Source organism: Mesorhizobium sp. M2A.F.Ca.ET.043.02.1.1, from assembly GCF_003952405.1.
GTDB lineage: Bacteria > Pseudomonadota > Alphaproteobacteria > Rhizobiales > Rhizobiaceae > Mesorhizobium.
On sequence record NZ_CP034445.1, the window covers coordinates 1,287,310 to 1,300,915 of the forward strand.

The 13,606-nt window shown below is 63.9% G+C and carries 13 protein-coding genes; 5 read left to right on the forward strand and 8 right to left on the reverse strand.

Going from position 1 to position 13,606, the window contains the following annotated elements; all coding sequences use genetic code 11:
- Window positions 1-27 precede the first annotated feature (27 nt).
- The 4 genes from ychF to EJ068_RS06140 all read left to right on the forward strand — a co-directional run bounded on the left by ychF (window position 28) and on the right by EJ068_RS06140 (window position 3,176).
- On the forward strand, window positions 28-1,131 hold the full coding sequence (ychF, locus tag EJ068_RS06125; protein WP_126081654.1) for a redox-regulated ATPase YchF: 1,104 nt from the start codon (window positions 28-30) through the stop codon (window positions 1,129-1,131).
- Between the two features lie 19 nt (window positions 1,132-1,150).
- Window positions 1,151-2,125, forward strand: coding sequence for a magnesium/cobalt transporter CorA (gene corA / locus EJ068_RS06130; protein WP_126081653.1), 975 nt, complete (start codon window positions 1,151-1,153; stop codon window positions 2,123-2,125).
- A 113-nt stretch (window positions 2,126-2,238) separates the two neighbouring features.
- The gene (locus EJ068_RS06135) at window positions 2,239-2,709 is read left to right on the forward strand and encodes a MaoC family dehydratase (RefSeq protein ID WP_126081652.1); all 471 of its coding nucleotides are present in this window, start codon (window positions 2,239-2,241) and stop codon (window positions 2,707-2,709) included.
- Window positions 2,706-3,176: a MaoC family dehydratase gene (locus EJ068_RS06140; RefSeq protein WP_127251085.1), complete on the forward strand. Its 471-nt coding sequence runs from the start codon at window positions 2,706-2,708 to the stop codon at window positions 3,174-3,176. The genes EJ068_RS06135 and EJ068_RS06140 overlap by 4 nt, the downstream gene beginning before the upstream one ends.
- Window positions 3,177-3,338: 162 nt before the next feature.
- Here EJ068_RS06140 and EJ068_RS06145 read toward each other — a convergent pair whose 3' ends face one another.
- The 4 genes from EJ068_RS06145 to petA form a co-directional block, all read right to left on the reverse strand.
- Window positions 3,339-3,884 carry an adenine phosphoribosyltransferase gene (locus EJ068_RS06145; RefSeq protein WP_127251086.1) on the reverse strand — a complete coding sequence of 182 codons (546 nt, stop codon included), beginning with the start codon at window positions 3,882-3,884 and terminating at the stop codon, window positions 3,339-3,341.
- A gap of 97 nt (window positions 3,885-3,981) precedes the next feature.
- A complete protein-coding gene (locus EJ068_RS06150) occupies window positions 3,982-4,839 on the reverse strand; it encodes a cytochrome c1 (protein WP_127251087.1) in 858 nt (285 codons plus the stop codon).
- Window positions 4,840-4,860: 21 nt separating this feature from the next.
- On the reverse strand, window positions 4,861-6,162 hold the full coding sequence (locus tag EJ068_RS06155; RefSeq protein WP_127386255.1) for a cytochrome b N-terminal domain-containing protein: 1,302 nt from the start codon (window positions 6,160-6,162) through the stop codon (window positions 4,861-4,863).
- Between the two features lie 16 nt (window positions 6,163-6,178).
- Window positions 6,179-6,739, reverse strand: a complete 561-nt coding sequence (petA, locus tag EJ068_RS06160; RefSeq protein WP_042647595.1) for a ubiquinol-cytochrome c reductase iron-sulfur subunit — start codon at window positions 6,737-6,739, stop codon at window positions 6,179-6,181.
- A gap of 312 nt (window positions 6,740-7,051) precedes the next feature.
- Here petA and EJ068_RS06165 point away from each other — a divergent pair, with 312 nt between their 5' ends.
- Window positions 7,052-7,396 carry a cupin domain-containing protein gene (locus tag EJ068_RS06165; RefSeq protein WP_127251101.1) on the forward strand — a complete coding sequence of 115 codons (345 nt, stop codon included), beginning with the start codon at window positions 7,052-7,054 and terminating at the stop codon, window positions 7,394-7,396.
- 81 nt (window positions 7,397-7,477) lie between these two features.
- On the opposite strand, the gene EJ068_RS06170 is transcribed toward EJ068_RS06165, so the two are convergent.
- The 4 genes from EJ068_RS06170 to EJ068_RS06185 form a co-directional block, all read right to left on the reverse strand.
- Complete coding sequence (locus EJ068_RS06170; protein WP_127251088.1) at window positions 7,478-7,789, reverse strand: DUF6665 family protein; 312 nt, start codon at window positions 7,787-7,789, stop codon at window positions 7,478-7,480.
- Window positions 7,790-7,798: 9 nt separating this feature from the next.
- The gene (locus EJ068_RS06175) at window positions 7,799-9,682 is read right to left on the reverse strand and encodes an ABC transporter ATP-binding protein (RefSeq protein WP_127251089.1); all 1,884 of its coding nucleotides are present in this window, start codon (window positions 9,680-9,682) and stop codon (window positions 7,799-7,801) included.
- Window positions 9,679-11,571 (reverse strand): ABC transporter ATP-binding protein, encoded by a 1,893-nt coding sequence (locus EJ068_RS06180; protein WP_127251090.1) that lies wholly within the window; start codon window positions 11,569-11,571, stop codon window positions 9,679-9,681. Before EJ068_RS06180 ends, EJ068_RS06175 begins: the two co-directional genes overlap by 4 nt.
- Before the next feature lie 156 nt (window positions 11,572-11,727).
- Window positions 11,728-13,602: an ABC transporter ATP-binding protein gene (locus EJ068_RS06185; protein ID WP_127251091.1), complete on the reverse strand. Its 1,875-nt coding sequence runs from the start codon at window positions 13,600-13,602 to the stop codon at window positions 11,728-11,730.
- Window positions 13,603-13,606 lie beyond the last annotated feature (4 nt).

Here is a 13,606-nt window from a genome sequence, read left to right on the forward strand (position 1 = left end):
ATCGAATTCCGACAGGACTGGACGAACATGGGTTTCAAATGTGGCATCGTTGGCTTGCCCAACGTCGGCAAGTCGACGCTGTTCAATGCGTTGACCAGGACGGCCGCCGCGCAGGCCGCCAACTATCCTTTCTGCACCATCGAGCCGAACACCGGCGAGGTGGCGGTGCCGGATCCCCGCCTGCAGAAGATCGCGGCGATCGGCAAGTCGAAGGAGATCATCCCGACCCGCATCTCCTTCGTCGACATCGCTGGTCTGGTGCGCGGCGCCTCCAAGGGCGAAGGGCTGGGCAACCAGTTCCTTGCCAATATCCGCGAGGTCGACGCGATCGTGCATGTGCTGCGCTGCTTCGAGGATGACGACATCACCCATGTCGAGGGTCGCATCGATCCGGTCGCCGACGCCGAGACGGTCGAGACCGAGCTGATGCTTGCCGACCTCGAAAGCCTCGAGCGCCGCATCGCCCAGGTCCGCAAGCGCGCCGCCGGCAAGGACAAGGAAGCCATGGCCGTCCTGCCGATGATGGAGGCGTCGCTCGAACTGCTGCAGGCCGGCAAGCCGACGCGCTTCCTGCTCAACGGCATCGCGGCGGAGGATCTGCGCATCCTGCAGGGGCTGAACCTGCTCACCTCGCATCCCGTTCTCTATGTCTGCAACGTCGCCGAGGCGGACGCCGCCACCGGCAACGAGCACACCAGGGCGGTGGAGAAGATGGCGGCAGCCCAGGGTGCCGGCACGGTGGTGATCTCGGCGGCGATCGAGGCGGAGGTCGCCCAGCTTTCCGACGAGGAGGAAATGGAGTTCCTAGCCTCGATCGGCCTCGACGAGCCGGGCCTCAACAAGGTGATCCGCGCCGGCTACGAGCTCTTGCATCTGATCACCTACTTCACCGTCGGGCCGAAGGAGACGCGCGCCTGGACGATCCACAAGGGCGATAAGGCGCCGCAGGCGGCCGGCGTCATCCATACCGACTTCGAGCGCGGCTTCATCCGCGCCCAGACCATCTCCTACAACGACTTCGTCACGCTGGGCGGTGAAGTGGCCGCCAAGGAAGCCGGCAAGGCGCGCGACGAAGGCAAGGAGTATGTCGTCCAGGACGGCGACATCATGCTGTTCAAGTTCAACACCTGATCCTTCCGGAGACCCGGCGATGATAAAGGCCTTCGTCGTGGACAATGACCGCCTGCGTCTCACCGAGGATCTCGCGGCGGATGGCGACAGGGTCGTCTGGGCTGACCTCTTCAACCCGACCAAGGAGGAAGAGGCGCGCATCGAGAGCTGGCTGGGCATAGCCATCCCGACCCGTGAGGAGATGGAGGAGATCGAGATATCGAGCCGCCTCTATGTCGAGGACGGCGGCTACTTCATGACCGCCGTGCTGCCGGCACAGACCGAGGCCGACGATCCTTTGATGTCGCCGGTGACCTTCGCGCTTGCCGGCAATCGGCTGATCACCATCCGCTACCACGAACCCAAGGCCTTCAAGACCTTCCCGCTGCGCGCCGAAAAGGTGGCGACCGGCTGCACCAGCGGCGACACCATCCTGATCGGCCTTCTCGAGGCGATCGTCGATCGCCTGGCCGACATCCTCGAGCGCGCCGGCCGGGAGGTCGAGGCGATTTCGCGCGACATTTTCCAGGCGCGCTCGACCAAGGCTTCGAAGCGCAACCGCGATTTCCAGGAGCTCCTGAAAGGCATCGGCCGCAAGGAGGACCTCGCCTCCTCGGTCCGCGACAGCCTGATCTCGCTGCAGCGCCTCGCCGGCTTTCTTGCCCATGTCGCGGGCCAGACCAAGATGAGCAAGGATGTGCGCGCCCGTATCAAGACGCTGTCGCGCGACGTGCTGTCGCTCGCCGACCATGCCACCTTCCTGTCGCAGAAGATCTCCTTCCTGCTCGACGCCACGCTCGGCATGATCTCGATCGAGCAGAACGCCATCATCAAGATCTTCTCGGTCGCCGCGGTCATCTTCCTGCCGCCGACGCTGGTCGCCTCGATCTACGGCATGAATTTCGACATCATCCCCGAGCTCAAATGGGAGTTCGGCTATCCCTTCGCCATCGGCCTGATGGTGGTCTCGGCCATCCTGCCCTTCTGGTACTTCCGCCGCCGCGGCTGGCTCTGACAGTGTCGGCCAGCGACGGCTGGCTTACCAGAAATCACTTGACCAAATTGCCTTGGACCTTCATCCGGGAATGCCGATTTGGGGATCACGCATTCGTCAACCGGATTGCCAGCATGACCGGAAAGACCTGGGCCTATGAGGATTTCGTCGAGGGCTCCTCGCTCGACCTCGGCAGCAAGACTGTAAGCGCTGCCGAGATCATCGAATTCGCCTCGGAATTCGATGCCCAGCCGATGCATCTCGCCGAGGAAGCCGGCAAGGCGAGCATCCTCGGCGGCCTTTCGGCTTCGGGCTGGCACACCTGCGCGATGTTCATGCGCATGCTGTGCGACGCCTTCCTGCTCGATTCGACCTCTCAAGGGTCGCCCGGCATCGAGCATGTGAAATGGAAGAAGCCGGTTCTGGCCGGCGATACCTTGCGCGGCACGGTCACGATCCTGTCCAAGCGCCAGTCCAAATCGCGGCCCCAACTCGGCTTGATCACCATGCGCAGCGAACTGGTCAACCAGCGCGGCGAGAGTGTCTTCGAGCTGGAGAACACCGGCATGTTCCTCGCGCGTGATGCCGCACGAGGCCTATCATGACTTTGGACGAATACTTCCTGATCGGCCAGACCGTCACGCTCGGCTCGCACAAATTCGAGGCCGACGAGATCAAGGCATTCGCCAGGAAATACGATCCGCAGATCTTCCATGTCGATGAAGAGGCGGCGAAGAAGAGCGTGCTCGGCGGGCTCTGCGCCTCAGGCTGGCACACCGCCGCCACCTGGATGAAATACAATCTCGAAAAGCGCATGGAGACCGAGGGCGTGCGCTGGACCGGCCCCGGCCCGCAGCCCGAATTCGGCCCCTCGCCCGGCTTCCGTAATCTGAAATGGCTGAAGCCGGTCTATGCGGGCGAGACCGTGACCTTCACGCGCACCGCGCTGGCGCACCGCCCGCTCGCCCGACGCCCCGGCTGGAACCTGCTCACGTTGCGCTCGGAAGGGTTCGATTCGACCGGCGACAAGGTCATCGAATTCGACAGCGCCGTGCTGGTGAAGGTGGAGTAGCGCCTCTTCCTTCTCCCCTTGTGGGAGAAGGTGTCGCCGAAGGCGACGGATGAGGGGTGCTCCAGGGAAAGCCAACGTCTCACTCCGCTGGAACACCCCTCATCCGTCTCGGCGCTACGCGCCGATCCACCTTCTCCCGCAAGGGGAGAAGGAAGAGGCGCCTCAATGCCCCTCGAACCCGATCAGCGTCCTGACCGGCACGCCGAGCGCTTCCAGCTTCTTGCGGCCGCCGAGGTCCGGCAGGTCGATGACGAAACAGGCCGCGACGATGTCGGCGCCGATCTGCCTGAGCAGCCTGACCGCTGCTTCCGCGGTGCCCCCGGTGGCGATCAGGTCGTCGACCACGATCACCTTCTCGCCGGGCGACACGCCGTCCTTATGCATCTCCATCTCGTCCAGGCCGTATTCGAGGCTGTAGGCGACGCGCACCGTCTCGTAAGGCAGCTTGCCCTTCTTCCGGATCGGCACGAAGCCGGCGGAAAGCTGGTGCGCCACGGCGCCGCCCAGGATAAAGCCGCGCGCCTCGATGCCGGCGATCTTGTCGATCTTCAGCCCGGCATAGGGATGCACCAGTTCGTCGATGGCGCGGCGGAAGGCGCGGGCATCGCCAAGCAGCGTGGCGATGTCGCGAAACAAGATGCCAGGCTTGGGGTAATCCGGAATGGTGCGGATGGCCGCAAGCAGCGTGTCTTCGAGGGAGGATTTCATAAGCGGTTGATCCGTTGCCGCACAGTTTTGCCGGCAAGCGGCCGAAAAGAAAAGGGCGCCTTTCGGCGCCCGAGCATTTTTCTGGAAGCCGGCCGGCTCAGTGCGCGACGTCTGCCCACACCCTGCGCTTGGTCATGTAGACCAGCGCGCCGAAGAGCAGCAGGAAGACCATGACGCGGAAGCCGGTCTTCTTGCGGTCCTCGAGATGCGGCTCGGCGGCAAACATCAGGAACGCCGAGACGTCACGGGCATACTGGTCGACAGTCTGCGGCGAGCCGTCGTCATAGGTCACCTGGCCGTCCGAGAGCGGCTTCGGCATCTTCAGGGACACGCCGGACAGGAAGTACGGGTTGTAATGCGTGCCTTCCGGGATCACCATGCCGGCCGGAGGCGTCTGGTCGTAGCCTGTGAGCAGCGAGTGGATGTAATCCGGGCCGCCCTGCGCATACTGGGTGAAGATGTCGAAGATGAAGCGCGGGAAGCCGCGCTCGACGCCGCGCGCCTTGGCGAGCAGCGACATGTCCGGCGGGGCGGCGCCGCCATTGGCGGAAGCCGCAGCCTGCTCGTTCGGGAACGGCGCCGGGAAGTGGTCCGACGGCTTGCCGGGACGGTCGAACATGTCGCCGGCATCGTTCGGGCCGTCATGGATGGTGTATCCGGCGGCCAGCGTCTTGATCTGCGCTTCCGAATAGCCGAGCCCCTCCAGCGTGCGGAAGGCCACCAGGTTCATCGAATGGCAGGCCGAGCAGACTTCCTTATAGACCTTGAGGCCGCGCTGCAGCTGCGCCTTGTCGTAGGTGCCGAACGGGCCGGCGAAGCTCCAGCTCATTTCCTTCGGCTCGTTGATCGGGAAATGCGTCGGGGCCGCCGCGTTGTGTTCCTCTTCTGCGGCGATGGCCGCGGTGCCCGCGACCACCAGGCCGAGCAGCGCCAGCGAGGTGAGAATCTTCTTCATACCCAAAATCCCCTCAGATCCTCAGCCTTTGGTTTCCGGCGCGGCGGTCGCGCCTGCCGGATGTCCGCTGCCGCCCTTGTTCTTTTCCAGCACCGCTTCGGTGATCGAGTTCGGCAGCCTGCGCGGCGTCTCGATCAGGCCAAGCACCGGCATGACGATCAGGAAGAAGGCGAAATAGAACAGCGTCGCCATCTGCGCCATGAACACGTAAGCGCCTTCCGCCGGCTGCGAGCCCAGCCATCCAAGCAGGATGGCGTCGGCGACGAACAGCCAGAAGAACAGCTTGTACCACGGACGGTAGACCGCCGAGCGCACCTTGGAGGTGTCGAGCCATGGAACCAGGAACAGCATGGCGATGGCGCCGAACATGCACAGCACGCCGCCGAGCTTGGAGTTGATCGGGCCGATGTTGAAGGTGATGGCGCGCAGGATCGCGTAGAACGGCAGGAAGTACCATTCCGGAACGATATGGGCCGGCGTCTTCAGCGGATTGGCGACCGTGTAGTTGTCCGGGTGGCCGAGAAAATTCGGCAGGTAGAAGACGAAATAGGCGAAGAAGAACAGGAACACGATCATGCCGAACGCGTCCTTGATGGTCGCGTAGGGCGTGAAGGCGACGGTGTCGGTCTTCGACTTGACCTCGATGCCGGTCGGGTTCGACTGGCCAACGACATGCAGCGCCCAGATATGCAGCACGACGACGCCGGCGATCATGAACGGCAACAGGTAATGCAGCGCGAAGAAGCGGTTCAGCGTCGGATCGTCGACCGCGAAGCCGCCGAGCAGCAACTGCTGGATCCAGTTGCCGACCAGCGGAATGGCGCTGAAGAAGCCGGTGATGACGGTGGCGCCCCAGAAGCTCATCTGCCCCCAGGGCAGCACATAGCCCATGAAGCCGGTGGCCATCATCAGAAGGTAGATGATGCAGCCGAGAATCCACAGCAGCTCGCGCGGCGCCTTGTAGGAGCCGTAGAACAGGCCGCGGAAGATGTGGATGTAGACGGCGACGAAGAAGAACGAGGCGCCGTTGGAATGGAGATAGCGCAGGAGCCACCCCGAATTCACGTCGCGCATGATCTTCTCGACCGAATCGAAGGCGAGATTGGTGTCGGACGTGTAGTGCATCGCCAGCACGATGCCGGTCAGGATCTGCGAGACCAGCATGATCGACAGGATGCCGCCGAACGTCCACATGTAGTTGAGGTTGCGCGGCACCGGATAGGCGACGAAGCTGTCATAGATCAGCCGCGGCAGCGGCATGCGCGCATCGAACCAGCGCTCGATACCGGTCTTGGGCGTATAGGTCGAGTGTCCCTCGCTCATCGAAATATCCCCTGCCTCAACCGATAAGGATCTTGGTATCGGAAATGAACTTGAATACCGGGATCGCCATGTTCTCCGGCGCCGGGCCTTTGCGGATGCGGCCGGCGGTGTCGTATTGCGAACCATGGCACGGGCAGAACCAGCCGCCGAAATCGCCTTCCTGGCCGAGCGGAATGCAGCCGAGATGGGTGCAGACCTGCACCATCACCATCCAGGCTTCCTTGCCGGGCGTGGTGCGGTTGGCGTCGGTCGCCGGCGCGTCGGACGGCAGGTTGGCGTTGCGCGCGATCGGGTCCTTGAGATCGGCGAGGTTGACGGCCTCGCCGTCCTTCATTTCCTTTTCGGTGCGGTTGCGCACCACCACCGGCTTGCCGCGCCATTTGACGATCAGCGAGCTGCCAGGCTGCAGCGAGGAGACGTCGACCTCGACCGAAGCGAGAGCCAGTGTCGAGGCGTCCGGGCGCATCTGGTCGATGAACGGCCACGCGACGGCTCCCGCGCCGACAACGGCGGCCATGCCGGTGGCTACGTAGAGAAAATCGCGACGGTTGGGATCGTGGATGTCGGTTGCGCTCACGGGTGCCTGATCCTTTCGCCTCTTCCTAACCGGAGGCCGAGCCTTGTCCCCGCTCAATCGCACCTGCCCGACAGCGCATGGCGAACAGGCTAGCGAATTCCTCCGGCATTTGGATTTTCGGTTTATGCGTGCGGCCCGTTTTTGTCCAGCGGGGTGAGGCCACAAGGGCAGATTGTCGCGGGGATGCGCGGCAGCCGTGACCGGCACGTTCCCGCCAGGCCGCCGGACGGCTTCAAACAGCGGGAAATCTGGGATGAAATCGGGGCGGTGTTCGCCTCGACATCAGCTCCTGGCCCGGTCTATTCTGTCGCCATGGCGCATGTCATTGAACGCGACAGCTGGGCCGAATCCCCCGACCGCTGGAAGGGCGAGCTGCAATGCGGTCAGTTCGGCGCCAACTCCTGCCTGATCTTCAACTATCAGGAGAAGATCGGCGCCGGCCCGCGCCTGCACAAGCATCCCTATGCGGAGATCTTCGTGATCCGTTCCGGCACCGGACTTTTCACCATCGGCGACCAGGAAATCAAGGCCACCGCCGGCCAGATCCTGATCGTGCCCCCCGACACGCCGCACAAATTCACCAATCTCGGCCCCGGTCCGCTCGAAAGCACCGACATCCACGAGAACGGCCACTTCATCACGGAATGGCTGGAATAGACCATAATACCGAACCGCAGGTCGGCGTAGCAAAAAGTGGGAACCGGTTTTCGGGAAAGATTGTGGTCAACCAAAGAGCGCCTAGCTGGCGCCGAGCCTGACCAAAACCGCCCGTGGGATGTCGTATTCGCGGATCACGGCATCGTGCTTGCGCAGACCGCAAAGCTCGCGCTGGATGAAATAGGCGTGCACGGCCGCGGTCGCTTCCTTGAGCAGCCGGTTGCGGTGCTCGCCCTCCCCACTCTGGCGCAATCTGGCAAGGATTTCCTCCACGCGCTGGCCGGCGCGGCCGAGCGCTGCGGCCTTTTCGGCAAGGATTTCGTGGCCGAGCAGGTCGAGCGCGCTTTCCTGCGCGCCTGACCGTCCAAAGTTTGTGGGCATGCGTACCGACATGATGCCGTTCTACTCCGCCGGCCGCGTCTCTTCCAGCGCGCTTTCCTCATTGAACAGGAAGCCGCCCGACTGCCGTTTCCACAGCCGTGCATAGAGCCCGTCGAGCGCCACCAGCTCGTCATGCGTGCCCTGCTCGACGATGCGGCCGCCGTCGAGCACCACCAGCCGATCGAGCGCCGCGATGGTGGAGAGCCGGTGCGCGATGGCGATCACCGTCTTGTTTTCCATCAGGCGGGTCAGATTTTCCTGGATCGCAGCCTCGATGTCCGAATCGAGCGCCGAGGTCGCCTCGTCGAGGATGAGGATCGGCGCGTCCTTGAGGAAGACGCGTGCGATCGCCACGCGCTGCCGCTGGCCGCCGGAAAGTTTCACGCCGCGCTCGCCGACATAGGCCTCGTAGCCGGCGCGGCCTCTGGTGTCGCGCAATCCCAGGATGAAGTCATGCGCCTCGGCCTTTTGGGCCGCGGCAATCACCTGCGCGTCGGTGGCATCCGGCATGCCGAGCTTGATGTTGTCGCGCAGCGAGCGGTGGAACAGCGCGGTGCCCTGGCTGACCACGCCGATATTTCCGCGCAGCGAGTTCTGCGTCACATGCGCGATATCCTGGCCGTCGATCAGGATCCGGCCGCCTTCCAAGTCGTAGAGGCGCAGGATCAGATTGGTCAAGGTCGTCTTGCCGGCGCCGGACGGGCCGACAAGGCCGACCTTCTCGCCCGGACGCACGACAAGGTTGATGCCGTCGAGCACTCCTGCCCCCTTGCCGTAATGGAAGGTGACGTTGCTGACGTCGATGCGGCCGCCGGTGACGATCAGTTCCTTTGCATCCGGGGCGTCGGTGAGGCCGAGCGGCTGCGAGATCATCGCCTTGGAATTCTCCAGCACACCGAGATTTCGCAAAATGCCGTTGAGCTGCATCATCACTCTTCCAAGCAGCATGTTGAGCCTGAGGACGAGAGAAAGCGTGAAGGCGACAGCGCCGACCGTGATCGAGCCTTCGACCCAGAGATAGATGGCGAAGCCGGCGATCACGGTGATCATGACGCCCGACAACGTCGTCAGCGCCATGCGCACGCCGGTCAGACGGCGCGTGAACGGACGAAGCGCGTCGAGATAGATGTCGAAACCGTTCCTGATGTAGCGGTCGTCGCCATCCGCCGAGAACAGCTTCAGCGTCTGCACGTTGGAGTAGGAATCGACGATCCGGCCGGTGATCATCGACCCGGCCTCGGCCGTCGCCTCGGCGTTCTTGCGGATCTGCGGCAGATAGAGTTTGGCCAGCCAGCCGAACACGGCGATCCAGACCACCACCAGAACCGCCAGCCTGAGGTCCAGGCCGGCGACCAGCGCCAGCGTCGTCACAGTATAGATGATCATGAACCAGATGACCTCGATGAAACTTTCCATCAGGTCGCCCGTTGCCTGCCCCGCCTGCCAGACTTTTGTCGCGATGCGGCCGGCGAAATCGTTCTGGAAGAAGGCATAGGACTGGCGCGAGACATGCCGGTGCGCCTGCCAGCGCACCAAGTTGTAGAAGCCGGGCGTGATCGTCTGCTCGTCGACCAGCGCCGACAGGCCGACGACGGCCGTGCGGATGACGAGCACCACCGCGCCCATGAACAAGAGCTCAGGTCCGGCCGCGGCCCAGAGCGCGTGCCAGCTGCGCTCGCCGGGCAACTGGTCGAGTATATCGACCAGCCTGCCGACGAAATAGAACAGGCCGGCCTCGACCAGCGGCGCGATGCCGCCGATGATCAGCATGGCGAAGAAGGCAAGCTTCGCCTGTCCGACATAGTGCCAGAGGAAGCCGCCGACGCCGGCGGGCGGCCGCAGATTCGCGGGCTCGCGGAACGGGTAGACCCAGTGCTCGAACCAGCGATAGATGGCCTGCATCATTCGGCGGCTTCACCTTTCGTCGGCGGGGCGTCGGCGACCGGCTTTTCCTCCAGCAGGAAGCCGCCAGACTGGCGGCGCCAGAGCTGGGCATAGAGCCCGCCCTTGGCGATCAGCGCCTCATGCGAGCCGTCCTCGACGATGCGGCCCTTGTCCATGACGACGAGCCGGTCCATCGCCGCGATCGTCGACAGCCGGTGCGCGATGGCGATGACGGTCTTGCCCTGCATGAGCTTGTAGAGGTTCTCCTGGATGGCGGCCTCCACCTCCGAATCGAGCGCGGAGGTCGCCTCGTCGAGGATGAGGATCGGCGCGTCCTTCAGCATAACGCGGGCAATGGCGATGCGTTGCCGCTGGCCGCCGGACAGTTTCACGCCGCGCTCGCCGACAAGCGCCTCATAGCCGCTCTGCCCATGCGGATCGGTCAGCCCCGCGATCACCTCGTCGATCTGGGCGGCTTTCGCGGCGTTGAGCATCGCCTCGTCGCTGGCCGACTGGCGCCCATATTTGAGGTTCTCGCGAACAGATCGATGCAAGAGCGAGGTGTCCTGGTTGACGAAGCCGATCGCCCCACGAACGCTCTCCTGCGAGACGTTGCGGATGTCCTGCCCGTCGATCAGCACCTTGCCGTCCGGCACGTCGAACAGCCGCAGCACGAGATTGACCAGCGTCGATTTGCCGGCCCCGGAACGGCCGATCAGGCCGACCCGCTCGCCCGGCGCGATCTTCAGCGACAGGTTGTCGATGACGCCGCCTTTGCCGTCCTTGCGCCAATAGTTGAAGTTCACCCGGTCGAACTCGATGCCGCCGGCGGTCACGACGAGGGCCGGTGCGTCCGGCTGGTCCTGCATGACGATCGGCCGCGCGATCGTCGTCATCGAGTTGCTGGCGACGCCGATCTGCCGGAAGACATTGGCGCCGACATCGAGGATCCTGCCGGAGATGTTGGCGATCTGCAGCGCGAAAGGTATCGCGGTCGCCACGGCGGCGGTGGTCATCGTCCCTGCGTTCCAGCCGGCGAGCGCCACCCAGCTCACGGCGATAAGCAGCGCCGCGTTGAGGACGAACAAGGCCGACCACATCAGCGTGAAAACGCGCATGAGCTGGTAGAATGTGTCGGCGTGCTTGACCACCGCCTGCGAGACATATTTGTCTTCATGCTTGCCGGTCGAGAATGTCTTGAGCGTCAGGATATTGGTGTAGCTGTCGACCATGCGGCCGCTCACCTGCGACCACCGCTCCGACAATTGGGACGAGCGTTGTGTGATCCTGGGCATCGCGGACCAGAAGATCAGGCAATAGAACACCAGCCAGACCGCCACGACCGCCAGCAGAAGCGGGTCGAGCCGGGCCAGCACCACGATGGCGACCGCGACGAACACCAGCGCATACCAGACGGCATCGACGGTGAAATTGACGCTCATCTCCACCGAATCGCCGCTCTGCATGACCTTGGTCCCGATGCGGCCGGCAAAGTCGTTCTGGAAGAACGACCAGTCCTGGCGCACGACATGCCAGTGGCTCTGCCAGCGGATGAGGTCGATGAGGTTCGGCGCGATGGCATGGTTGCGGATCAGCGCATCGACGACCATCGACAGCGGACGCAAAAGCACGACGAAGGCCATCAGGACGAGCAGCGGCCCATGCGCGGCGAAGAAATCGCCGGGCCCGGTGCTGGCGAGCAGGCCGACGATCAGGCCGACGAAAATCGGCAGCATCGCGTCGATGATCGCCGCTACGGCAACGATGATCATGCGCAGCCGATAGGCGGCGCGAAACTGCCTTATGAAATACCAGTAGAACCGCCAAAGCCCCATTGGCGGCTGCCTGTCGTCGGCCAGCGCCACCGGCGAATAACGGCTTTCGAACCAGGTGAAGATGCGGTCGAACATTTTTCTCTCGTGGAGGCCACAAACCCGCCGGCGTCCGATCTGGTCGCCGGCGGGGCTCTACGCAGGTAACCACGGCAGGACCTCTGGCCGTGCCGTGGTTACGCCCGGGATCGATTCCCGGCAATCGCCGTAACCTTGATCCCAATCGCGATCGCGTTACTCCGCCGCCATTTCCGTCGCCTTGGCGTCGGACTCGGCCGGTCCGTCATCGAGCAGGAAGCCGCCCGACTGACGCTGCCAGAGCTGGGCGTAGAGCCCGCCCTTGGCGACGAGCTCCTCATGCGAGCCCTCCTCGATGATGCGGCCCTTGTCCATGACGACGAGCCTGTCCATTGCCGCGATCGTCGACAGCCGGTGCGCGATGGCAATGACGGTCTTGCCCTGCATCAGCTTGTAGAGGTTCTCCTGGATCGCCGCCTCGGCCTCCGAATCGAGCGCCGAGGTCGCCTCGTCGAGGATCAGGATCGGCGCGTCCTTCAGCATGACGCGGGCGATCGCGATGCGCTGCCGCTGGCCGCCGGACAGTTTGACGCCGCGGTCGCCGACATGGGCATCGAACCCTTTGCGCCCATTGTGGTCGGAAAGCCCGCCGATGAAATCGAGCGCCTCCGCCCGCCGCGCCGCCTCGATGAGCATCTCGTCGGTCGCGTCCGGCCGGCCATAGAGGATGTTCTCCTTCACCGAGCGGTGCAGAAGCGAGGTGTCCTGCGTCACCATGCCGATCTGCGCGCGCAGCGAATCCTGCGTCACCGCCGCGATCTCCTGGCAGTCGACGAGGATGCTGCCGCTTTCCAGGTCGTAGAAACGCAGCAGCAGATTGACCAGCGTCGACTTGCCGGCGCCGGAACGGCCGACGATGCCGACCTTCTCGCCGGATTTCACGGTGAGCGACAGGTTCTCGATGACACCCTTCTGCTTGCCGTAATGGAAGCGGATGTCCTCGAAGCGGATCTCACCCTGGCTGACGGCGATGTCCTTCGCGCCCGGCCTGTCTTCGACCAGGCGCGGCAGCGAGATCGACTGGATGCCGTCCTGCACCGTGCCGATATTCTCGAACAGCCCCGACATCTCCCACATGATCCACTGCGACATGCCCCACATGCGCAGAACCAGGCCGATGACCACCGCGACCGCGCCGATCGTTACCGCCTGGCCGAGCCACAGCCACAGTGAGATTGCCGTCACCGAGAACAGAAGCAGCGAGTTCAGGATGTAGAGCAGGCCGTAGAGCACCGTGACCAGCCGCATCGAGCGGTAGACGGTGTCAAGGAAGCTCGCCATGCCTTCCCTGGCGAAGGTCGCCTCGCGGCGCGCGTGGCTGAACAGCTTCACCGTCTGGATGTTGGTGTAGCTGTCGACGACGCGCCCGGTCATGGTCGAGCGCGCATTGGCCTGCTCCTCGCCGACCTTGCCCAGCCGCGGGATGAAAAAGCGCAGGAGACCGATATAGCCGACCAGCCAGACGGCGAGCGGTGCCGCCAGCCGCCAGTCGGCCGAGCCGACGATGAACAGCATGCCGAGGAAATAGACGATGACGTAGTTCAAGACGTCGATCAGCTTGATCACGCATTCGCGCACGGCGAGCGCCGTCTGCATCAGCTTGGTGGCGATGCGGCCGGCGAATTCGTCCTGGTAGAACGCCATCGATTGCTTGAGCAGGTAGCGATGCACCTGCCAGCGGATGCGCATGGGATAATTGCCCATCAGCGTCTGCTGGTTGAGCAGCGAATGCAGCCAGACCGTGCCCGGCAGCGCGAACAGCACGACGAAGGCCATGCCGGCGAGCTTCCAGCTCTCGGTCTGCAGGAAGGTTTCGCGGTTCTGCCCCGACAGCCAGTCGACGATGCGGCCCATGAAGCCGAACATCCACACTTCGGCGATGGAGATCGCCGTCACCAGCACCGCATCGAGGAGGATGTAGGGCCAGGCGCCGCGCGTATAATGCACGCAAAACGCGACCAGCGTCTTCGGCGGCTCGACCGGCTCCGCGGCGGGAAATGGATCGAGCCTCTGTTCAAACCAGCGGAACATTCCA